The sequence below is a fragment of the Cysteiniphilum sp. QT6929 genome (genome assembly GCF_030035755.1).
In the GTDB taxonomy this organism is placed as follows: Bacteria; Pseudomonadota; Gammaproteobacteria; order Francisellales; family Francisellaceae; genus Caedibacter; species Caedibacter litoralis.
Genome location: NZ_CP103983.1, coordinates 1181766 through 1203343, shown reverse-complemented (window position 1 = coordinate 1203343; position 21578 = coordinate 1181766). Strand labels below are relative to the sequence as shown.

The 21578-nt window shown below is 38.4% G+C and carries 20 protein-coding genes and 6 tRNA genes; 16 read left to right on the top strand and 10 right to left on the bottom strand.

The genetic code is table 11. The features are described 5' to 3' along the window. Positions 1-6 precede the first annotated feature (6 nt). From iglE to NYP54_RS05070, 6 genes are all read left to right on the top strand, one after another. Complete coding sequence (iglE, locus tag NYP54_RS05095) at positions 7-426, top strand: type VI secretion system lipoprotein IglE (protein WP_283157434.1); 420 nt, start codon at positions 7-9, stop codon at positions 424-426. Beyond that, complete coding sequence (tssI, locus tag NYP54_RS05090) at positions 426-917, top strand: type VI secretion system tip protein TssI/VgrG (RefSeq protein ID WP_283157433.1); 492 nt, start codon at positions 426-428, stop codon at positions 915-917. The genes iglE and tssI overlap by 1 nt, the downstream gene beginning before the upstream one ends. 9 nt (positions 918-926) lie before the next feature. Then, positions 927-4115 carry a DUF4280 domain-containing protein gene (locus tag NYP54_RS05085; protein ID WP_283157432.1) on the top strand — a complete coding sequence of 1063 codons (3189 nt, stop codon included), beginning with the start codon at positions 927-929 and terminating at the stop codon, positions 4113-4115. Positions 4116-4120: 5 nt separating this feature from the next. Further along, positions 4121-5593 (top strand): type VI secretion system baseplate subunit TssF/IglH, encoded by a 1473-nt coding sequence (iglH, locus tag NYP54_RS05080; RefSeq protein ID WP_283157431.1) that lies wholly within the window; start codon positions 4121-4123, stop codon positions 5591-5593. A 75-nt stretch (positions 5594-5668) separates the two neighbouring features. Beyond that, positions 5669-5953, top strand: a complete 285-nt coding sequence (locus NYP54_RS05075) for a hypothetical protein (RefSeq protein ID WP_283157430.1) — start codon at positions 5669-5671, stop codon at positions 5951-5953. Then, positions 5950-6210 carry a hypothetical protein gene (locus NYP54_RS05070; protein WP_117003581.1) on the top strand — a complete coding sequence of 87 codons (261 nt, stop codon included), beginning with the start codon at positions 5950-5952 and terminating at the stop codon, positions 6208-6210. Before NYP54_RS05075 ends, NYP54_RS05070 begins: the two co-directional genes overlap by 4 nt. Here NYP54_RS05070 and dsbD read toward each other — a convergent pair. The 6 genes from dsbD to aphA all read right to left on the bottom strand — a co-directional run bounded on the left by dsbD (position 6200) and on the right by aphA (position 11603). Beyond that, positions 6200-7921, bottom strand: coding sequence for a protein-disulfide reductase DsbD (gene dsbD / locus NYP54_RS05065; RefSeq protein ID WP_283157429.1), 1722 nt, complete (start codon positions 7919-7921; stop codon positions 6200-6202). The two genes, NYP54_RS05070 and dsbD, sit on opposite strands and share 11 nt — an antisense overlap. A gap of 85 nt (positions 7922-8006) precedes the next feature. Continuing rightward, positions 8007-8216, bottom strand: coding sequence for an exodeoxyribonuclease VII small subunit (xseB, locus tag NYP54_RS05060; protein WP_117003579.1), 210 nt, complete (start codon positions 8214-8216; stop codon positions 8007-8009). Further along, positions 8206-9684, bottom strand: a complete 1479-nt coding sequence (gene xseA / locus NYP54_RS05055) for an exodeoxyribonuclease VII large subunit (RefSeq protein ID WP_283157428.1) — start codon at positions 9682-9684, stop codon at positions 8206-8208. Before xseA ends, xseB begins: the two co-directional genes overlap by 11 nt. 13 nt (positions 9685-9697) lie before the next feature. Then, positions 9698-9844: a hypothetical protein gene (locus tag NYP54_RS05050; RefSeq protein WP_283157427.1), complete on the bottom strand. Its 147-nt coding sequence runs from the start codon at positions 9842-9844 to the stop codon at positions 9698-9700. 349 nt (positions 9845-10193) lie between these two features. Then, entirely contained in the window at positions 10194-10811 is a 618-nt protein-coding gene (lexA, locus tag NYP54_RS05045) for a transcriptional repressor LexA (RefSeq protein ID WP_117003577.1), read from the bottom strand. A gap of 90 nt (positions 10812-10901) precedes the next feature. Next, positions 10902-11603, bottom strand: a complete 702-nt coding sequence (gene aphA / locus NYP54_RS05040; RefSeq protein WP_283157426.1) for an acid phosphatase AphA — start codon at positions 11601-11603, stop codon at positions 10902-10904. Positions 11604-11740: 137 nt separating this feature from the next. On the opposite strand from aphA, the gene NYP54_RS05035 reads away from it, so the two are divergent. Continuing rightward, complete coding sequence (locus NYP54_RS05035; RefSeq protein ID WP_283157425.1) at positions 11741-12991, top strand: lipoprotein-releasing ABC transporter permease subunit; 1251 nt, start codon at positions 11741-11743, stop codon at positions 12989-12991. A 7-nt stretch (positions 12992-12998) separates the two neighbouring features. Beyond that, a complete protein-coding gene (lolD, locus tag NYP54_RS05030; RefSeq protein WP_283157519.1) occupies positions 12999-13676 on the top strand; it encodes a lipoprotein-releasing ABC transporter ATP-binding protein LolD in 678 nt (225 codons plus the stop codon). 25 nt (positions 13677-13701) lie between these two features. Here the strand turns inward: lolD and NYP54_RS05025 are convergent, their stop codons facing one another. Beyond that, positions 13702-14190 carry a dihydrofolate reductase gene (locus tag NYP54_RS05025; RefSeq protein ID WP_283157424.1) on the bottom strand — a complete coding sequence of 163 codons (489 nt, stop codon included), beginning with the start codon at positions 14188-14190 and terminating at the stop codon, positions 13702-13704. A 200-nt stretch (positions 14191-14390) separates the two neighbouring features. Here NYP54_RS05025 and NYP54_RS05020 point away from each other — a divergent pair. The 5 genes from NYP54_RS05020 to NYP54_RS05000 all read left to right on the top strand — a co-directional run bounded on the left by NYP54_RS05020 (position 14391) and on the right by NYP54_RS05000 (position 14842). Beyond that, positions 14391-14466 (top strand) — tRNA-Phe (locus tag NYP54_RS05020). Between the two features lie 12 nt (positions 14467-14478). Then, a tRNA-Pro gene (locus NYP54_RS05015) sits at positions 14479-14555 on the top strand. Between the two features lie 30 nt (positions 14556-14585). Next, positions 14586-14662: transfer RNA gene (locus NYP54_RS05010), tRNA-Arg, on the top strand. Between the two features lie 15 nt (positions 14663-14677). After that, positions 14678-14753 (top strand) — tRNA-His (locus NYP54_RS05005). A gap of 6 nt (positions 14754-14759) precedes the next feature. Then, positions 14760-14842, top strand: a tRNA-Leu gene (locus NYP54_RS05000). Positions 14843-14862: 20 nt separating this feature from the next. On the opposite strand, the gene NYP54_RS04995 is transcribed toward NYP54_RS05000, so the two are convergent. From NYP54_RS04995 to NYP54_RS04985, 3 genes are all read right to left on the bottom strand, one after another. After that, a complete protein-coding gene (locus NYP54_RS04995; protein ID WP_283157423.1) occupies positions 14863-15195 on the bottom strand; it encodes a transposase in 333 nt (110 codons plus the stop codon). A gap of 145 nt (positions 15196-15340) precedes the next feature. Continuing rightward, on the bottom strand, positions 15341-15685 hold the full coding sequence (locus NYP54_RS04990; protein WP_283157422.1) for a hypothetical protein: 345 nt from the start codon (positions 15683-15685) through the stop codon (positions 15341-15343). Positions 15686-16171: 486 nt separating this feature from the next. Further along, a tRNA-Asn gene (locus tag NYP54_RS04985) sits at positions 16172-16247 on the bottom strand. Positions 16248-16444: 197 nt separating this feature from the next. Between NYP54_RS04985 and NYP54_RS04980 the strand changes: the two genes are divergently transcribed. From NYP54_RS04980 to NYP54_RS04970, 3 genes are all read left to right on the top strand, one after another. Next, on the top strand, positions 16445-17035 hold the full coding sequence (locus tag NYP54_RS04980) for an isochorismatase family protein (RefSeq protein ID WP_283157421.1): 591 nt from the start codon (positions 16445-16447) through the stop codon (positions 17033-17035). A 326-nt stretch (positions 17036-17361) separates the two neighbouring features. Further along, positions 17362-18150, top strand: a complete 789-nt coding sequence (locus NYP54_RS04975; protein WP_117002239.1) for a LuxR C-terminal-related transcriptional regulator — start codon at positions 17362-17364, stop codon at positions 18148-18150. Between the two features lie 22 nt (positions 18151-18172). Beyond that, positions 18173-21574, top strand: coding sequence for a hypothetical protein (locus NYP54_RS04970; RefSeq protein WP_283157420.1), 3402 nt, complete (start codon positions 18173-18175; stop codon positions 21572-21574). Positions 21575-21578: the final 4 nt, after the last annotated feature.

Genomic DNA, 21578 nt, shown 5'->3' with positions numbered 1-21578 from the left:
AAAACAATGGCAAAAATGATGAAATATATAACAATAGCAGCAGTGTTTTTAATGTTAAGTGGCTGCTCGTTAATCCCTTGGTATCATTCGACAACAATGACGGTGAAGGTTGACATGTCAAAAGATGCCAATGATAAGCAGCCAATCACAATGTTGATTAGCCAACCGGCAGACCAAAAGAACTTTGTTACTGCAGATTATGCAACCATTAGTCAAAGTGCGCTTGATCAAGGCGTTACCCGCTATGTATTTATGCCAGATCAAGGGGCGCAAAAGATCTCTTTAGATGTGAGTGATACGCCTGTTGCTATTTATTTTATCTTAAAGCATCAACCGGTATCTGGTTGGAAGTATTATATTGAGAAACCGCAGGGTGAAAGTGTGAGCTTCACCATTAATCAATTTAGCGTTAAAAAGGACTCATAATGGCAAAGCACGCAATCGCAATGAACAGCGACGGGATTTCGGTTGCTGTGAAGGGGAAAGAAGAAAAAGAAGTCTGCAATATCCAATATAAAAGTGTGGGTGACGCGGTATTGCAAATTGGCAATGAATATAGCTTAAAAGCAGAAAAAACAATTGCATTTGTCGTTGGAGATATCACGGTCAAAGTGACCACAGATGAGGTGTTGATTCAAAAAAGTAGTACGAGCATTTCACTGAAAGACAAGGATATTAAGCTTGCAGTGGGTAGCAGTGTGATTGAGGTCAAAGACGGTGAAATTACGCTTAATGCGGATAAAGTCAGTATTACGGGCTCCAGTTCACTTAGTTTAAAATCAACAAGTAGTGCGAGTTTACAAGGTGGTAGTGTTGCTGTTAAGGCCACTCAAGCGGCTTCTGTACAAGGTATGACAGTGGATATTAAAGGCACGACAAGTACAACGGTAAAAGGTTTAACCACCTCGGTGGGTTAAGGATTGGCTATGGCAAATGAATTGGCATATTTCCAAAAGTTTATCGAAAATTTATCGCTCTACAATGAAAGTGAAACACAAGGTTTAACACAAAAAAGTAGTGTTTTGCAGCGTAACTTAAGTGTATTGAAGCAGTATGCGAGTCCTGAGTATAAAGTCAGTGGTCTTGAGAGTGTTAATCTCGATCAAACACAGAAATTAATTGCGGATTTGACCTCGAGATCAACTCAAGCACCAGATGCACCAAATATACAAAGTTTAAAAGCGGCAAATGATGCATTAACCGATGCAAGAACCACTGGTGATATGTCAAAAGTTGCTAAAATATCTGAGAATTTAAGCCCGCAAGTAAGTAATTTTCAGCAAAGTGAAAAGAAAGCTCTATTAATGAGGCAATCACAGCGAGTTAATGTTGATCCGCAAACTATGACACCTAGTAGTGAATATATCAATACCCTGGGTGATCAGCTAAAGAAAAGCCAAACACAAGCCCCCGCAATAGGTGCTACTAATGTAGCAAACGATAGCAATCAAAAGACAAGTTTGCTACAGATCCATAAAAATATTCTTGGCTTAAATTCAGAAAGTAGTGTTGAAGATATCAACAGTCAGACACAGGCGTATGCCCAGTATCAAGAGAATCTATCAAAAGAGTTAAGTGATTTGAGTAATGGGAATAAAGGCAATACAGGCAAAGATGCAGTGAGTGAGATTGCAAAAAAGCAAACCCTAGCTGATTTTATGGGGTATCCCAATGCTGCTTTCGATGCTAAGACTGCAAATACAGCTGTTTTACCCATGAGTGATCAATTAATGATGAAAAACATAGATTTTTTGCAGAAAACAGGGCAAATAAAACTGCCTGAGCATGATGCTGAAATGGTTAAATCAATTGTCAGTTACCATGAAGAAGTTACCAAAGCACAAAATGTGCAGCTAGGAGATCCAAATACGGCATCAGCACATGTACAAGAGCTAGCAAGTAGTACGCAAGATCCACAAAAGCAACAAGCATTGAGTAAGCTTAATGGGCAAGTGCAAAGTTGGTCGATGTTTGTGGTGCCTGCTGGTTTACCACTAGTGGCTGAAAATGTCAGTAAAAAGGCGCGGATGTTAGGCGATGCGCAATCAACAGCAGTTAAGCAAAGTGGGTCAACAGAAAATCGCAAGATGGAGGTCGTTGCCGGTGAGGGTGTCGTCATGGTGTTAAATGATCATGGTACAGCACATCTTATTGGCAGTGATCTACAAATTGCTAAGCAGGCGCGTTTCGAGCAAGCATTTGCGAGTATGCCATCGCAGCAAGTGACACGCTTGCAAAGTGATTATTTGACAAGTGTTGCTAAAGTGACGCCAAGTTTACTCATTGCTCAATCACAGGCAAGCGCATCACCATTATTAGAATTAACCAATGCTAACGCTGCGGTTATGACAGAGTTCTCGGGATTAAAAGCAAGTGCGTTGGCATGGCAGGGGAATCCCAGTAGCGATGAGCTCTTAGCAAATTATCAAGCACATTTACAAAGCACAACAGCGGCGTTAGATCAGTTTAAGCAACAAATACCAACAGCTTTGGCATTTCAATCACAACTTGCCGCAAATGCTAATGCATTACATGACTCACTTTGTCCATGTGTGCCTGACATGAGTTTCAATGCACAAGAAATGTTGCCAAAAATGACTGAGCTACAAAGCGCATTAGATCATTTGCCTAAATTACCTCAATCACCTCAAGGTGGAAGCTTTGATAGTAGCGCTATTGTTGGGCCTTATACGGCAAGCTTGAATGCAATATTGGCTGAACAAGGTAATGAATCATTGGCATTGCAGGCAAGTATCAATGCAGAAATTATGAAGCTTCAAAATCTATCACAAAATCTACCTAAAACGCCGACGGCGAATATGCAAATGGCAAGCTGTTTGTGTGATGAAGTGTTGGATGCTTTTAGCCAGTTAAAATCGCTTATTGCCAAGATCAGTTTGCCTAGCGCCAATACGCCAAGCTTGGCATCATTGTCTGATCTGGCAAGCTTTTTGCAAGGGATTGATCTTAATACAATGTCATTGCCTAATGTATTAAGTTTGCTTAAGCAAATTCAAATGGAACTTGATGCATTATGTCAAAGTTTAGCAAATGCGATGAGCTTTTCGATGCCGCCCTTGATGGGAGTGCCAAACTTACCTCCGTTGTCGGTTGATCTATTATCTCCTTTACAAGACTTACAAAATTGCTTGTCAATGTTGCTAAATAAGGAGGTACCATTACCTAGCGGTGTCTCTATGGCGAGTGTGGCTAATCTTAATGATGTGTTGGCACCAGTGCTTAATTATCAGCATCAATTTATGGCATTGGATCAACAAAACTTTATCAATGCCATGGGGAGCCAATCGCTACCTAACATGCAAGCCTTGTTAAGTGGTGCGTCACCGAGTATGTCAACATCTGGTATTCCTAGTGTCAACGACCTAATTCCTGAAACACCTAAGCTGTTGAATCAGCTACAAAGTTGTGAGAATTTAGCGCATATTGAAGATGAAATTAATGAAATTAATAGTGCCTTGGCATTAGCTGCAGGCGAGATTGGTTCACATGCGCAAAAGTCAAAAAATGCAGCCAAAGCGTTAGATGAAATGCAGGCAAAGACGATACAGATGCAAAATGTGATCGCAGTTCAGCAGCGTAATATTCAAAGCGCACAAACAGCAAAACAGGTTGCTGAGCAAGCTGAACTTGAGGTTGCTTTAGCAAATTTAAATAACTCGATGAGTAATACAGCCGTATTAAGTGGTCAAGCAGCAAGTGCATTAAGTGCCAGTAGCGGCTCACCACAGGCAACAATGGTCACTTGTACAAGCTCGCAAATGTTATGCACTTTTGGTTTGGGTCCTGGGATGTATAGTACGTTACGTGCAACCGTGCTGATTAATAACAAGCCGGCAGCTAATATCACCGATGCGGCACCTATGGTAAATATCTTGCCGATGCCAAGTTGCACAGCAGTGACGAATCCGGCATGGAATCCATTAAAACCGATTTCGCCGTGCATTCCAGCAGGACAGTTTATTCCAACGAATATTATGACGATGGTACAAGGCTCCCCCATTAATACGATGAATAATAAAGCGATGTGTACGACGGCAGTTGGCGGAGTAATTAGCTTTATTAATCCATCACAAATGACAACAATGACAGGGTGAAGGATATGAATTTTTTCGATGAAAAAACGGCTTTTGTTAGCAAAAACTATGATTTATCCGATGATCATTATCAGGTTTTGACCCATTTGTTTGAGGCATTGGGTAAGGATATTCAAAGCAACTTGGTGGCACAACTTAGAAATGAGCGAGATTATCGTTTATCGCGCTATAATCAAAATCTCTTAATGCAGCTGCCTAAGCATATGCTCATTGCGGTTAAGTCAAAGATTAAAAAAGCTTGTTTAAGCCTTGAGCCAAAAGAGCGTTTTGATGTTTATGATATTCAAGCAAAAAAGCAGTTTCATTATAGCAATTTAAGCGAAGTTAATTTGACGTGTTTTAAGGTTGATCATGTCGATTTAACAACGACCTCGACGCAGGTTTCATTACAGACTGATGCCCCAACAGAGCTTAATCACAATGTCTTTGATTTGTGGATCAATCCTTTGTTGTGGAAACAAGCCGAGTTTAAACTGTGTCAATTAAAAGAAATGTTGCTTAAAGAGAATAAAATTAAAGTGCGTGTCATCTATGATGACGGTGCGCAAAAGGAGGTTTTAGCGACGGTTTACAATAGTGATGCATATACCTTGGGTTTAAATGATAAAACGCGACTAGATTTATTGTCACCTGAGTTTTCTTTGAAATTAAGCATTGAACTGTCGCAGATTCCAGTGACTGAGACGACTGCCAAAGTCAAAGAAATGATGTTGATGTTTCCCGTTGGGATATATGATAGAGCAGACTTTTTTGAGCTCATTAGCCAGAAGGATCGATTGTTTATTACCAATATTGTTCCGCTATTTAATCTATTTGAAGCTTATTCAACATCACAAAAAATTGATGAGCGTTATGATAAAATCCCTTTGCTCCACCCAGAGGATCCCGAGGCTCGCGCTTGCTATGTTCATCAAGTATGGGTTAATAACCAGCCGTATAAAGATTACTACAATCATACGGTCAGTGAATATGTCTTTCATAAGCATGTCGGTAAACTTAGCTATTCTCCTAAAGATATCAATGAGGCGCTAGATATTGAGAAAAGGATTTTTGCCAAAGTAGAATGGACCCAAAAAGCCGAACACGGCAGTTTGATCAAGGTAAGCACCAATAGCTTTACCACTCAAAGCGCGCACTTTGAATTGATTGCTTTAAAGTCCGAGCTAAGACTAAATAGCTTTCGTCATATTGATCGTGTGGTGCAGGTTTTTAGAGCTTTTTCCGATCTGGATATTCGTAATAATGATGGGTTTTTATTGGCATTAAAATTCCTCTATGGTGAGGAAAATGCAGAGAGATATCAGTTTTTTAAGTCGGTGATTAAAGCAGTTAATTATGATCATGTAAGCAATGTACTTGTGATTGAGGCAACTTATCCACATTATTATGCTTATGTGCGATATGTGGCTAATGTTGTGACGCGATTTTTCTATATCAACTCCCCTCAAGTAGTCGAAGTTAAAGTGTTTGTAAAATAAAATAGAGATTCTTTGCTTTGCAAAACGTATTAGACTAGACTAAATTCATATTAAATAAATATGTAAATCTGGTAGATGTTATTTACTTGGGATAATGACAAAAACGAGAAGCTGATCCGAGAGCGTGGCTTTGGTTTTGATGATATTGAAGAGGCGATTAGATCCGGTCAGCTAATCAACATTCAAAAGCATGAGAATCAACGTGAATATGCGCATCAGATTGTACTCGTTGTTAATATGAATAGCTATATTCATAAAGTGCCTTGTATTATTTTGCAAGAGGAACCAAAAGTGATCTATATGGTGACGGCATTTAAAGATCGAAAGTTGAATAAAAAATATAGTGTAGGTGAGCCATGAAACATGATATCCAAAAACTCGAGCAACAAATGCTTAGTGACATTGAAGAGGGAAAGTTTAAAAACATCGCTGATGATGAACTAGTTGCTTTTAAATACGAGGTTGAGCAAGGAAGTAAAACTCGGCAGATCAGTTTGGCTATTAAAGAAAGTGAATTGGAAAAAGCAAAAGCTCGTGCTAAAGCTCAAGGACTAAAATATCAAAGTGTTTTTAAAGCGCTAATACATCAATATGCTAATGGGCGAATTAATTTATAGCCAGATGCTCTTTTGAGAGCACTGTATTAAATTGCTGCTTCAATGTGTTAACATCAACTACGCCTGCAATGCGCTTGATCTCATTATTTTGCTGATTGCGTAAAATAAGTGTTGGTAAACCTAATACGTTCGCTGTTTTAAGTAGCGCTGTGCTATTGGCGTTATAGTCTGAAACATCCACCTTAATAACCTTGATGTTATTTTTCTTAAAGTAGTCTTGCATGGTAGGCGATAGCAAAATGGCTTTAAGCTTTAAGCAGTTTTCACACCAATGTGCGAAGTAATCAATTAAAACATATTGATGCGTTTTTAATGCTAAAGTGACTTGTTGCTTGAGCTCTTGGCTATTAAAGACCGTAGTAAAGTCATTTTGTGTAGAGGCTGTAGTTGGTTTGTTTGTAGTGTGTAGAGTGTGATTAGCAACTATAGTTAACAACGCTAAAAACAAGATAATGGTCGCAATAAAATGTTTGGTTTTTTGTTGAATAGATGCCGATATAACAGATGCATAAACAAGATAGAGTAAATAAGCGCTAATCAATAGAGCATATAGGCTAAAAATAATAGTTTCTAATAGCGTAATGCGCCCTAAGAGAAAAATTGCCATTGTCAACATGGCAAAGCCGAAAATGACTTTGATTTCCTGCATCCATGCGCCTGATTTCGGTACAAAGCGCTTAAGCCCAAGTGCGATGAGCATCAGTGGCACACCCATGCCAAAGCCCAATGCAAAAAGTGCGACACCTCCGTAAAGAATATCGCCGGTTTGCACAATGGTCGTTAATACCCCAATTAATGGTGCTGATGTGCACGGTGATAATACCAAGCTTGCAATTGCCCCCATGAGAAAGCTTGCGAATATGCCGCCAGTTTTAATATTGTGTTGTGATTGTCCAAGGCGCGCACTAAGCGCTTGAGGCAGTTGAATTTGAAAAGCACCAAACATGGATAGGGCTAATACAGAAAATAATCCGGCAAGTAAAACAATGACCCAGCTTTGCTGAAAGAAAATCTGGAAAGATAGCCCAATGCTGCTAATAATGATGCCCAAAATGGCATACATCACGGACATTCCAAGCACATAAGAAAGTGCTAATAGAAAGCTGTAAAACTTACTATGATTTTTACCAACAACAATGGCACTGATAATTGGCAACATAGGTAAAACGCAAGGTGTGAAGGCAAGTAATAAGCCAACGCCAAGAAGTGCTAAAATACCCAACCAGTTAAAGTCATTTTGCTCATAAGGTAATACATTTTGATCAATTGCAATTTCTTTGATTTGGGGTAAATGACATAAATTATTGTCACAACTTTGGTATTTAACCTCAAGCTTACTATTAGGTGTTATTTCACCTGATAGCGGGATACGCAGTAATACTTGATTGGTATACACAGGCTCATTTTTAAACACAGGATGTGTGCTTGCGGGAGGAAAGTAAATCTCACCAAGCTTTGCTTGATCAGCATGTTGTAGCTGTATGCTAATCTTGTTTTTATAAAGATATTGCCCCTTGGGAATGCGCCAACATAAGGTGATTTCACCTTTGTTTTGAGTCTCTATCACGCTGAGCTTGTTAAAAGACTGTTCGGGTGAGCTAAAGAGATCAATATTGCTAAAACTATTATTCGCTAAGAAATTATTAGCATTAGCAAATCCAAATAGGCTAAACACTAACAAGAATAACAAACAGTTTAGCTGTCGTTGCAACACAGAAAGACTCATTTAAAGATATATGCTCTAGTAAAGGCATGGTAGCACGATGCTGCTGGAAATGAAGTGCTGAAGTGGCGCTTTAGAGATTATTTTTATTCTCAAATTCAGCGATAAACTTCTCGGCAGCGGCAATACGCTCTTTGCAAACAAGGTAGCTTTTGGATGCCTTTTCCAACATGGGGGCGAGTTCATCGATCATGTTGGGGTTATTTTGACCTTGCTGAAGTTGATAGTTTATCTCTTCTAAAATGGCGTAGTTTTCGGCATAAGTTTTGGTTTTATTTGTCATTTGTAATCTCTGCAGCTATTTGACCATCATGGTAATGAATGGTGAGTTTATCACAGCTTTTGGCGCTTTGGGCAGAGGTAATATATTTCCCGTCATAACTTGTTAGGCTAAAGCCACGCTTAAGCGTTGGTTCGATTGAAGCGCTTAAGATTAACTTATATTGCCCTTGAATCGTGTTGTTGGCGTATTCTAGGATGGATTTGGCTTGCGTCAATGTGCTTGCATGCCAGTGGGTAATTTGAAATGTGTGCTGTTGTAGCAGCGCCTTTGCTACAGTGTGTACATGTGTTGCAATATATTCGATATTGCTTTGCGCAATACGTGTATAGCGATGTGTTAATTGCATTAGTTCATGGTAGTGGCGCTCATGCAATTGTTTTTGATAACTTAAGGCTTCTTTTGAGAAGCTTATAATTAATTGGAAATAGTGCGTATAAATCGTTTTGTGATGATTGAGCGTTGTTTTTATAAGCTGTTGTGCTGACGTGTGTTTAGAGTCAACATCTTTATGATGGTGTTGCACTAAATGACGTGCTTGGCTCATGGTAAAGTCAAAATGCTTTTGTGCATTTTGTGCTTTGGTAATGATATTTTCTTTAATGAATTGAATAACCTTGGATGGGGTATCAAAACTTTTATTGGCAAGCTGATCCAGTATCGTTTGATCGCGCTTATGCCCAATGCCGGTAAAAACAGCAATCGGCATATGGCAAATTGCATTGGCTGGTTCAAAGTAATTAAAGCCATCAAGATCAGATTCAGCACCTCCGCCACGTATAATAACAATGCAATCATAGTTTTTTTGCTGCGCTTTAATGGCTTTGTAAATCGCACGCAATTGTGTGGTAATCTCAGTTGCACAGGTTTTGCCTTGCATGCTGGCATGATAGACATCAAATTGGCATAAATGATGTTTTTGTAAGAGTTCCGCTTCAGTGAAAAAATCCTGAAGCCCTGCGGCATGTTTACTTGATACTACGGCAACGTATGTGAAATCATTAGGTGTCTTAAGATTAAGATTTTTATGGAGCAAGCCCTCTTGCTCCAATCGCGTCAAAATAGCTTGCTTACGCGCCTGACGATCACCTAAGGTGAAGCTTGGATCAATATCAAGAATATTCAGACTTAGGCCAAAAGTTTGATGAAAGCTCGGCTCGATTAAAAGCAATACTTTTAGTCCTGACTTTAACGACTCCCCTGTGCTGCGTTGGAATTTAGCATTAATCTTAATCGCCATGCTTGCCCACATATTGATGCGTACTTTGGCAATTATTTGTTGGGTATTATCGTCAAACTCAACGAGCTCACCATAAAAATGTCCTGCATTTTTTTGCCATTGCGAGATCTCACCACGCACCCAATAACCATGATTGCCATTAAAGCGCTCATCGATAGTTTGTTTAACTTGTGTTAAAAAGTCACTTAGGCTCAGAGGCTCTTTTATCGTCGTCAGTGCAGTTAAGCTCATATGTAATCTGGATTTATTGCAAGTCTAAAATGTCGCTGATTTTTAGTTTTAATGTTTTGGCAATCACCGATAAAGGCACACCAGCACTTAGCATTTCTTCCGCCTCAAGTTTAAGCTCGGTATGGCGCAAATTATTTTCAAATGAAGATGAATGTTTCATAAACCCTCCTGGTTTGGTTTCTATTTACTAAGATCATGCACTTTTTCTGTTTCAACACCCCGCCTCGCAAACTCGGCACCCCTCTTGCAAAGAGGGAAATATAAAATTACCATTGCCTAATTCCCCTCTTTGCAAGAGGGGTGGCAGCCGCAGGCTGACAGGGTGTTTATAAAACACACAACTTCAGTTATTTAAATTAATTTAATGAATTAACATTATACGCTTTGATAAAGACGCTGTTTTAGCGCTTGGCGGCGTTGTTCATAATGTTTTTGTTCATATTTACTTAGCTGTAAAGTATAACTGATTTGACCGTTAAATTTCAGCATGATTTTCTCCTTCTCTTTTTCTATAGCAAAAATGACCTATCCAGGCGCATTCCCAAGTAAACACCTTGAATGCTCACGCGATGCGCAGGATAGATCATCGGGGGGAGGTCTTCATTGTGGGGGATAAGTGTTACAGTTTTATTATCCTGCATTTTAAATTCTTTTAATGTTGCCTCTTTTTCATCGATTAATGCCACGACAATTTGACCGTTGCGGGCAATATGCTGTTTTTGAATGAGCACCAGATCACCATCTAGAATTCCACTATCTTGCATTGAGTTGCCCGATATTTTTAATAAATAGCGATCAGGCATATTCAAAAGCTCAGATAAATCAATGGTTTCTATCACCTCATAAGCTTCTAACGGTAAACCTGCGGCAATCGTACCAACCAATGGTAAATGAAGAAGATTGTGCTGTTCATTATCTGCTTGATCAATGATTTCAATATGCTTGCGCTTACCTTTGGGGATGTGAATATAACCCTTTTCTTTGAGCGCTTTAATATAGTAAGAAACTGTGGCTTTTGATTTGAGATTTAAAGCATCTGCAATATCACTAAAGGTAGGTGAGTAGCCATTTTTAGCTTGAAAACTCTGGATAATGTTTAAAACTTGCTGCTCTTTGTTATTTAACATGAACCCATCTCATTGCCGTTGATCTACTGCTTATTATGTTCTAAAAAAGTTTAAAATCAAGTGTTAAATGCAAATAAGTTCAAATTAAGTTTAATATTGAGAGTTGACGAGCACTTCTTCACCAAGGCTACCATTATGTGGCATAGGCTTATTCGTTGAGTTTAAAGGACGCAGGACACGGATTGCTTTAGCACCTGCGGCACGTGCATCGGTAATGTCACCATCAGAGTCGCCATAATAGAGTGTGATTTTATGCTCTTTAATATAAGGTGTTTTCGCGCCATGCTTAGGACCACTAAAGATAACTGGATTCATTTTATCTTTAGGAATATCAAAATCATGCTGCAAAATGCTAGTTAATTTTTCGGTTTTTGTTTTCGGTCTCCCCGTAATAAAGTAAATATGATCTCCTCGTTTAAGATGCATTTGAATAAGTGCATATCCTGATTGCTTGGGAGTGGAGAAATAATCCCAGTCATTATTCATTTTCTGCCAGAATTGGGGATTCTTGAGAAACTCATTGTTCTTGGGTGAAAACTCCTGCTTGCCACGAAAGAAACCAGGACTTGAGAATAGCAGAGTATCATCAACATCAAAACCGACATTAATGGGTTTGGTATTGACTAAACTTTGCTTTATTTGCTCAATAGATACCCAGTGCACTGGCATGCGTTGACTGAGCTCACCCATTGTAACGCCCGGATTCAATGGGCTATGCATGTTGGCAAATGTTGTTTGCGCGAATGATGCAAAGACAATGCAAGATGTAATTAATGTGATTTTTTTAAGCATGTTTAAGCTCCCTCATTGCAATGTATGGAAATATCATTGCCGCAAAATACACAAAAAAAATGAAATTGTCATGTAGGTTATGTCATCAAGCACAACTATGTTATGATGCCGATGCGTTTAATTTGACGGATAACTAGATGTATCGACCGTTACCCTTGTTTATTGGTTTGCGTTATTTGCGCGCAAAAAAGAAAAATCAATTTATTTCGATTATTTCAGCGATTTCATTTATTGGAATTGCTCTTGGTGTTGCTGTATTGATCACAGTAATGTCAGTGATGAATGGTTTTGATGAGCAAATCAAAGATCGTATTTTGATGATGGTGCCACCAGTTAAGGTCTATCAAGCCGGTGGTAAGCTATATAACTGGGAGAATCTAGCGCAAACACTTGAGCAAAAAGATAAGCGTATTTCAGGTGCCGCTCCAATTATCGAAGGTCAAGGCATGTTATCTGCTAATGCCACCAATGCTTTTGCTGCGATTCAAGGAATTGATCCAAAGTATGAAGGATCAGTAGTACCAATTGCTGAGCATATGCAACAAGGGAGTTTGTCATCATTGCAATCGGGTAAGTTTAATATCATTCTGGGTAAGTATTTAGCAGACTCTCTAGGCGTCAAAGTTGGGGATAAAATTACCCTTATTGTGCCACAAGCAAATCTAACACCAGCCGGCATGATTCCGCGCTTAAAGCAGTTTAAAGTCTCGGGCATTTTTAGTGTCAGTTATCAATATGATAGTTATTATGCATTGGTTAATATCAATGATGCTGCTAAATTGTTTCAAATGGGCAACTCAGTTAGCGCTTTGCAGCTTGGTGTCAAAGACATTTATCAAGCACCGTTTTTAAAGGAGACGTTAAACACGCAAATATTGCCAGATTTCTATATGGCGCGCGATTGGACGGATGAGAACAAGAGCTTCTTTCAAGCATTGCAAATGGAAAAAACGATGATGTTTTTTATTTTGATGCTGATTATTGCTGTGGCAATTTTTAATTTATTATCGTCGCTGGTGATGGTTGTTACCGATAAACGTTCAGATATTGCGATTATGCGTACCTTGGGCATGTCATCACGGCAAATTATTATGACCTTTATTATTCAAGGATTAGCAATTGGCGTGATTGGTACGATTATTGGTATTCTCTTAGGTGTCGTATTATCGGTTAATGCAACGGAAATTGTTAATTGGATTCAGGTGGTATTTCATGTGCAATTCTTAAGTCCAAGTGTGTATCAAATTGATTTTATTCCATCAAAGCTCGTTATGAGCGACTTAGTGCATGTAGCCATTGCGTCACTTATTTTAAGTTTCTTGGCAACTCTTTATCCAGCGTGGAGTGCCTCAAGAGTTCAACCAGCGGAGGCATTGCGTTATGAGTGATATTCAATTGAATCAATATGCTATCTTTTGTGAGGGTGTTGATAAAGTTTATAAAGAAGGCAAGCTTGAAACCGGTGTTTTGCATGACATTGACTTGCATGTTGAATATGGGCAAAAGGTCGCAATTTTAGGGCAATCTGGCTCTGGCAAAACCACGCTTTTGAATATGCTCGCGGGTCTTGATTCGCCAACCAAAGGCCAAGTTCACCTTGCGGGAAAACGCATGGATGCATTGTCAGCCAATAAACGTGCTTTATTAAGAAACAGGCATTTAGGTTTTATTTATCAGTTTCATCATTTACTGCCTGAGTTTAGTGCGCTAGATAATGTCATGCTGCCATTGATGATGCGTAAGGATATCTCTAAAGCAAAAGCGCACAGAGATGCGGTGCACATGCTTGAAGCGGTGGGACTCGCCCATCGCATTAAACACAAGCCTAGTACATTATCAGGTGGTGAGCGCCAACGTGTTGCTATCGCGCGTGCTTTAGTGACTAAGCCTGGTTGTATCTTGGCTGATGAGCCAACTGGTAATCTTGATGCGGAGAATTCTGAGAAAGTATTGCAATTAATGCATCAATTAAGTAGTGAATTTAAAACTGCATTTGTTGTTGTAACACACGATGAGCGCTTTGCTAGCGAAATGGATAAGGTCTATCGGCTTACGGATGGGCGTATAGCGTAGTGGACTTGAATATTAACACTTAACTTCAAAGTCTTTCCCATACCTCAAAATCAAAATCACATTCATTGTTTTGATCTTTATGATAACTGCGTTGTCCAATGCGCTTAAATTCTTTTTCTTGCCACTGTGGGAAAAAAGCATCAGCTTCTTTTAATGCATTTACTTTGGTAATGTATAAACGATCGACAAAGGGTAAAAAAGCGTTATAGATCTCCGCGCCACCGATGATAAAGATCTCATAATGAGGCTTGTCTTTGGCTAGATTAAGGATATGCTCAACATCATGAACGATGGCGCATTTGTCTTGTGTGTAATCTTTTTGGCGCGTAAGGATGATATTCTTACGATTAGGCAGTGCGCGTCCAATCGAGTCAAAGGTTTTGCGACCCATGACGATATAATTGTTTTCAGTTAGTTTTTTAAAATTTTTCAAATCATCAGATAGTTTCCAAGGTAAGCTGTTTTTAATGCCAATGCCTTGTTTTTGATCATATGCAACGATAATTGATAACATAGTGGGTTTTTCTCCTTAGTCATTAAAAATGAGTGGAGGCATTGTAGCGCAAAAAACAGCAAGATTGGGCATGAAATTGTATTTAATGCAAACAACTAAAGCCTTTATTTGTCTAGTTTGTAGCCTTTTTGGCGGATGCAATAAATTATTCAAAAAAGTGCTTGACCGAGTTGGGTAAATCCGCTTTAATATGCGGCATTGGCCAGATAGCTCAGTCGGTAGAGCAGAGGACTGAAAATCCTCGTGTCGGCAGTTCGATTCTGCCTCTGGCCACCATTATAGAATATTCGGAGCATAGCGCAGTTTGGTAGCGCATCTGGTTTGGGACCAGAGGGTCGGGGGTTCGAATCCCTCTGCTCCGACCATTTTTTACCGTCAATGGCGGAAGAGAAAATGCGCCCGTAGCTCATCTGGATAGAGCATCGGCCTTCTAAGCCGAGGGTAGCAGGTTCGAATCCTGCCGGGCGTACCATTAAAAGAGTTTATGGTGGGCGTAGCTCAGTTGGTAGAGCCCCGGATTGTGATTCCGGTTGTCGTGGGTTCAAGTCCCATCGTTCACCCCAGTCTTTGCGGACGTGGCGAAATTGGTAGACGCACTGGATTTAGGTTCCAGCGGGAAACCGTGGGAGTTCGAGTCTCCCCGTCCGCACCACATAATCATATTATAACGCCTCAAGTTTTTAGATATTTTTTAGTTGATAAGTCCAAGCTTCTTAGCTTTCCCTCAAGCCAATCCCTCTCAATAGTAAGCTGACCAACTTTCTTAGCATACTTATCTACCTCGTGTTGAAGCTTATCATTTTCAGACTTATACTCTTTAACTGCCTTGGCTGGCTCCATAGCAATAACTGCATTATCCAAGAAGATTTTCTTCCAGTTTTGGATGTTTTTTGTCGTTATATTATGCTTGCTAGCAAGCTCTGCTAACGTAAGCTCATTTGCCAATAATTCCAATACAACTTTGACTTTAAACTCGGATGAGTAACTTGTCCTTTTTGTGCTCATAAATACGCCCTCTGGTCATTTCACTTTCGACAATATAACGGGAAATTAATTTCAAAAGATACTGTTTAAATTTCTTGAGGTATTGTATTTTTGCATGCCCTCCAGTTTTTTGATGGCTAATAGCACTTGCTTTACTTGATAGGGTTTATTTTTGCAAACGATGAGAAGTACCTTGGTTGTTAACAATGGCAAGCTTGAAATTCCCATCAACATATTGCTTCATCAAGAAGTTGAGTAACGTTTGGTAAGGTAAGCCCTCATGTTCAGCCTTTTCTTTAAAAGCAGCAAGCGTTGTTGGGTCTGGCTTAAAAGAAATTGGCTTTCTGACTTTTTGCATGGTTGCTTTAGCCATTTGCTCAAGCTGTGCTTTGCGTGTTTTAAATTCATCCTCTGCAATGGGCTTGTATTCCCTGCGTTTATCAGCTTGCATAATAGTTTCTTCAATAGCATCAAGTGCTTTTATGTTATTTTTTTGGGATGTATTACGCATTTGTATCGCCTCCAAATCGTTTAGTTTGCTTACGGTCTGCATAAGCGGTAATCAACCTTAGGTTATTGTTATGCTGTTCTGTGGCAACAGAGTAAACATAGTCACCAATACGAACGTGCAGAATGCTTTGGTTGGGGTGATTAACGTTATCGTCAATTGCTAATAAATCACCATTTCCAATTGCCGTAACAATTTGCTCAAATGAAATATGTCTTTCTTGTTGAAGCTGCTTATTTTCCTTTTCATCCCATTCAAATATTTAACGCTGCCGTTATTTCGTATCTGTAGTTATTTTAGTAAATACTCAGTATATATCAATATTTTTTTGCAAATACCTTGAGCTTACACAGACTTCCCCTATCACTATGCATAGAATATCCTTATAAAAGATGGGGGTCTTATGCTTTTTATGGATATTGAAAGCAGAATGGTTAATCTGTTTTGATTTTGAAATTCTTGAAAACCTTGCCAGATATGGCTTTGCGATGGCTCCCCGAGACGGACTTGAACCGCCGACCCAGTGATTAACAGTCACTTGCTCTACCGACTGAGCTATCGGGGAATGCCTTAACGAGAGGGGATTCTATAGGCGATACGTTTGCTAGTCAATAGCTTTTATTTAAAAAAAGAGAATATTTATCAAGTTGATGAAAACATGGTCATTTTAAAGGTTTGCGTGCTTGAGTGAAATGATTTGAGTATCCTTTAAAAGGCGTTATGATGTGGCAAAGTTAGTGAGTTAATAAAAGTGAGTTTACTATGCATTATGACGTTTCATTAGATCAAATTGCTGATATCAATACACAGCGTAAAGCTTTGAATAAGCAACATGCCGCATTGGTTATTATTGAGATGCAAAATGTTTTCCACGGCGAGATTATTTCGGATAAACAAATAAATCATGTTAAACAGTTAATTGCATTTGCAGACCAGAATCACATTAAAAAGATATTTGTGCGCCATAATGATAGCTCGCAAACTTCAGAAAATATGATTCAGTGGTGGGGTGGCGATCAAATTGTTAAAGACAGTCAAGCATGGCAAATTATTGATGAGTTTGATCTAACGGGGGCTGAAATTGTTGATAAGAGTCAATATAGTGCCTTTTATCAAACAAATCTTGATAAGATCTTACAAGATCATCAAATTAAAGATGTGATTATTTGTGGTGTGATGACAAACTGTTGTTGTGAGACAACAACTAGAGATGCCTTTATGCGCGGTTATAATGCCTTTTTTGTCAGCGATGCGACGGCAACAGTCAATGCTGACTTGCACTTAGCAGCAATTAAAAATATTGCATTTGGATTCGCGCAGGTAATCGACACTAAATGCTTAATTTCCTCTTGACATCAGGCGCTACAGTATCAACAGCATTATCGTTGTTTAATTGATTCTCAAGGCTATAAATCGCCAGCTGTATTTAGTTTTTCAGGAATAAGGTTTGTGAAATTCTATTCACATTCACATAAAAAGTTTGGAGAGTTAGGTGCGCAATATGATGACGCGCTTAGCATCAATCCTTTTAATGAATAAAATGTATCAGTAATCTTTAGTCATCTTTATATTGTTTAAATCCTCATCAGTTTTTCATACCATAATCATCAGGTCAAGCGCTACTGAGCGTTGATGAACATAAGCAATGATTGTTTAATACAGGATGAGGTAATCGTTATATGTTGCAGGAAAGTACACTACAAAAAATCATACAATTTTCATATCGCTATAAGAAAATTCTACAAACGCGTATTACGGCACTAAACGCCCTGAATATAGAAAGTTGTTTGATGTTTTTTGCTGATAGTGATGGCAAATTGTTAATGCTAGGAATGCAAGAACAGTTTATTAAAGATATGGTAAGTGCTAAATCGGCTCTTTTACCTGACTTATTTAAGCTCTCAAAAATTGAGTTTAGTAATGAGTCATCAACATTAGCGCATTTATTGAGCTTGAAGCAGCAATATATCTCTAATGTAAACAATGCTTTTTCTTATGTCGAACCCTATAACAACGGCATTTTGATTTCGATTTTCTTTAGTACGGATATGAGCAATAGCCAACTCATGAGTGGCATTGATGAAATCAATACTTTCATTGATTGTGTGAAAAAAGAATTAACAACAACTGCGTGTAGTTATCTTGAGAAGATCGAGTCCAATAGTGATCTTGCAGCATATGTGGAAAGCTATTTCTCACAAGAGCAAGTAAAGCTGTTTCCCAAGGAATATATATCTAGCGAAGGTGTACGCATGTCACCAAAAGAAGCGGAATGTTTGACACTTTATATGCATGGCGCGAGTTATCAGGAAATAGCAGATCGATTGTTTATTTCCAAACACACGGTGAGTAATCATCTGAAGATGATCAAGAGTAAGTTTAATATCAGCACGCCATTACAGCTGGTATATCTATTTAAACTTATCTCAGGTATTTATTCATCAAGCAATAAACTCATTTATGTTTAATCAAAGCAAGGTTTATTAAGATATGAGTGAAGCGATAAAAAGTATATTGCACAACCCTATTTGCCTTTTGATTTTAGGCTTAGGTGGTTTTTGGTTGCTTGTGCAGGCAATTCAAAAAATTTACAAAAAATTTATTCAAAATTCGGTTAAGTTAAAGAAACTCTGGCTTAGCCTAAAAAGTGTATTTACCTCAAATAGTGGCATTAAAAGTTTTAAACTATTTAAGCAGGATTTGCCATTTGCATTAAGAAGAAAAATGAAGCTTTGCCAGTATTATTTGCATATTAATTTGGCAGAGAAAGGCAGTGTGGTAAAGCACACACAGTTTGAGCATTTTCGTCGTCAATTTTATTTGAAATATAAACCAGATGGTTTGGATAATTATTTTATTGACAATAAGTCATTTATCTATGAAATCGGGCAAGCGCGTCTTGATGAAGATGATAAATTAGAAGTCCTTTTATTAAAGCGCCTATGGAAGAAGATCTTTCGTGGGCAGATTCCTACGATTATTATTAGTCTTGATGTTGATAAGCTTTTGCAGCAAAGCAGTGATGATTTGCAGAATCTAGCGCAACTTATCCGTGCAAAAATTGATGTCATGCAAAAGATTAAAAAACGTCGTCTACCAGTTTGTATACAGTTATCACACACCAAGATGACTGAAGAATCTAGTGCTCTATCGATGGAGCTTCAAAATATATGTATGTATCAGCCAAATGAAGGTGGGCAGCTACTAGAAGTGTTTGCCGATAAACTGATGGCATTAAAAAGTCGATTGATTAATGTTGAAGATAGTCATATTTTTATGAATCAGCTATTGATACTGGATGGGATTAGGCAATCTTTGGAGGCAATGCATGTTATTGTTGATACATTGCACTATGAGAACCAAGTGACATTAACACCAAAAATTCAGGCATTATTTCTGGCGCAAGCAGCGCAGAGCACACCAAATATCTTGACGTTAACGTATAAGAAGATACGACAGCCTATTTCACTATTTCGATTATCAGCAAGTACATTAAGTGCTGGGCTCATTGGCTTTATGATATTTTACGCTTCCAAATTACAAAGCAGACAAGTGGCTTTTGATCATACGGCAAATACGGTTGCGAATTTAGTGCAAAATAAGCAAATTTCATTAAATGATTTTGCTGACAAGATGCAAAAAATCACACTGGATTATCAACAAGATATTGCCAGTACACCTATTGCTGATATTTATCCGCAATTTATTTTAATGCATGGAATCAAGCAGAAAATTGCTAATAGCATATATCAAAGCAATATAAAACCATTGATTGAGCAATCAACAAGCGATGTTCAATTAGCTGCATTGCTATTGATTACACATGCAACCAAGCAGAATGAGCGTGATTTTATTCTGCATTATGCCAATGTTTTCGCAAGTTTAAGCCAGCTACCAGAAAAAACGATTCGCTTGTATATTAAATATAATGATAGAGTTCCTACAGATGAATTTACAGGACAATCAATCGATGCGATTCCGTTGGATGATAGTGACAGCTATCAATCTGTTATGGTGGCAATCAATATTATGTTGCAGGATAGTGCGATTAAAATATCGGATATCAAACATTTTTATCGGACGATTTATGATCGTTTTGCATCTAAAATTATACTTAAATCAGCGCTGTATCAATTTCTACCTGCGATGCAGTCACATTTGTCACACAATGAACTAAAATTTTTGCAGCAATTTATTGATAGATTGGGTTCACAGGAGCAAGAGCAAGCACAAAATGCGACTTACCTAAACTTGATTAAACTATTAGCCAATGAGCCTGATTTTGCAGTGGCTAAGGCGCGAGATTTTTCAGATTTGTTAAATGCGATAAGCACAACTATTGTAGAAGGGCAAAGTAGCAACTTGCCTAAGGCATATGGTAGTGATCAATTTACTTATGGCAATTGGCAGCAAATGATTGTGCGTGCAAAAATTAATACGCTTATTGACGAGTATACACATCACTCAGGTAATTTGTTTTTGTCTCAACATACAGATCCTAACCAAGGATCAACATTATTGTCAGCAAATAATCAGGTCGCTTCAAGTTTCACGGGTAATTATATACAAAATGTGGTTATTCCAGATATTGAAGCCTACAAGCATCTAGTGGCTAAATTAAGCCAAGAGCATATTGATACCACACAGTTGCAGAAAGTCTTTAATCAATCGATTGATCAGTATACGCAGCGCTATATTCAAGCCTATAACCAATTGATCACTCACTTTGACTACAATATAACGAGTGTTGCTGCATTAAAAGTTGCTTTATATAACATGAAGCAACCAAGCTCGCCATTATTGGCATTAATTACACAAATCAATAGTAATACAAACTTTGATAAAAACATGCTGAAATATGACTTTATAAAGCAAATTAGTCAAAGCTTTGCAAGTTACCATCAGCTGCAAAATTTCGATAGCTTATTATTGGGGATAAGCACCAGCAACCAAAATAGTAACGCAGGATTAAGTGGATATATCAATATTATTTCAACACTGCGTAATCAACTGTTATATCAAGACCCAGATAGTTATTTAGCCAATAGTGACGGCATGTCTGCCTTGGCAAATCAAGCATTGGCGATTTATTTAGATTCATCAAGCTCTTATATGCGTTTGACAAACAATGAGCTTGATAAAATCCACATGCCTATAGCACAGCGTAAGCCATTTGTTCAGATATTTTCAGTGGTATATATGTTAGGAATGCAGCAAGTAGCTAATTATTTTGAGACAGTTTGGAATGAGAAATTGGCGAATATGGTTAATACGATTGAAAACAGCTTTCCAATGCGTTTAACGGCGTCACAAACGATGTCACCTAAAGTGTTAACTAGTCTATTGTCACCAAAAGATGGGCAATTTTGGGATTTGTTTAAGCAAAAATTCGCACAAGTGTTTGTGAATAAAAATGGCATCTGGCAGATGAGAAAAGTGCCTTATGCAGGCGCCTTGAATTTGGCGAGTATTCTTCAAGATGTGCAGCAGATGCAATATATCAGCAATGCACTTTGGAGTAGTGACGGCAAGCCAAAGCCGCTACAAATTATGCTTCAAGCAGAGCCATTTTACCAAAAGAAATTAGCGACCAACTATATCAAGATGACGTATCTTTCATTAAATAATAATTCTGTTGTTGGCATAGATGCAAAACCGCTACAACAAGCCATTGAATATGATTGGTGGAAACCTGCGGAGGTAAGTATTGGTGTGGTATTGAACGACTCGACGAATCAAACGATCAGCAATAATGGTAACTGGGCATTGTACCAATTGGTGAATCAATCGGTTACGGGGAATAATGGCCTGATGACCTGGTATATACCAGTGAATGGACATAAAGTGCCAGTAGCATTTAGCGCGCAAAATATGATTTTCCCATTATCATAAGGTA

Bases quoted from the DNA above. Each gene is read 5' to 3' on its own strand.
- NYP54_RS05075 (WP_283157430.1), top strand. From the start codon at position 5,669: ATGTTATTTACTTGGGATAATGACAAAAACGAGAAGCTGATCCGAGAG.
- NYP54_RS05070 (WP_117003581.1), top strand. From the start codon at position 5,950: ATGAAACATGATATCCAAAAACTCGAGCAACAAATGCTTAGTGACATT.
- NYP54_RS05085 (WP_283157432.1), top strand. From the start codon at position 927: ATGGCAAATGAATTGGCATATTTCCAAAAGTTTATCGAAAATTTATCG.
- NYP54_RS05035 (WP_283157425.1), top strand. From the start codon at position 11,741: ATGTATCGACCGTTACCCTTGTTTATTGGTTTGCGTTATTTGCGCGCA.
- NYP54_RS04990 (WP_283157422.1), bottom strand. From the start codon at position 15,685: ATGCGTAATACATCCCAAAAAAATAACATAAAAGCACTTGATGCTATT.
- NYP54_RS04995 (WP_283157423.1), bottom strand. From the start codon at position 15,195: ATGAGCACAAAAAGGACAAGTTACTCATCCGAGTTTAAAGTCAAAGTT.
- tssI (WP_283157433.1), top strand. From the start codon at position 426: ATGGCAAAGCACGCAATCGCAATGAACAGCGACGGGATTTCGGTTGCT.
- xseA (WP_283157428.1), bottom strand. From the start codon at position 9,684: ATGAGCTTAACTGCACTGACGACGATAAAAGAGCCTCTGAGCCTAAGT.
- aphA (WP_283157426.1), bottom strand. From the start codon at position 11,603: ATGCTTAAAAAAATCACATTAATTACATCTTGCATTGTCTTTGCATCA.
- lexA (WP_117003577.1), bottom strand. From the start codon at position 10,811: ATGTTAAATAACAAAGAGCAGCAAGTTTTAAACATTATCCAGAGTTTT.
- NYP54_RS04980 (WP_283157421.1), top strand. From the start codon at position 16,445: ATGCATTATGACGTTTCATTAGATCAAATTGCTGATATCAATACACAG.
- NYP54_RS04975 (WP_117002239.1), top strand. From the start codon at position 17,362: ATGTTGCAGGAAAGTACACTACAAAAAATCATACAATTTTCATATCGC.
- NYP54_RS04970 (WP_283157420.1), top strand. From the start codon at position 18,173: ATGAGTGAAGCGATAAAAAGTATATTGCACAACCCTATTTGCCTTTTG.
- iglH (WP_283157431.1), top strand. From the start codon at position 4,121: ATGAATTTTTTCGATGAAAAAACGGCTTTTGTTAGCAAAAACTATGAT.
- NYP54_RS05050 (WP_283157427.1), bottom strand. From the start codon at position 9,844: ATGAAACATTCATCTTCATTTGAAAATAATTTGCGCCATACCGAGCTT.
- NYP54_RS05025 (WP_283157424.1), bottom strand. From the start codon at position 14,190: ATGTTATCAATTATCGTTGCATATGATCAAAAACAAGGCATTGGCATT.
- xseB (WP_117003579.1), bottom strand. From the start codon at position 8,216: ATGACAAATAAAACCAAAACTTATGCCGAAAACTACGCCATTTTAGAA.
- iglE (WP_283157434.1), top strand. From the start codon at position 7: ATGGCAAAAATGATGAAATATATAACAATAGCAGCAGTGTTTTTAATG.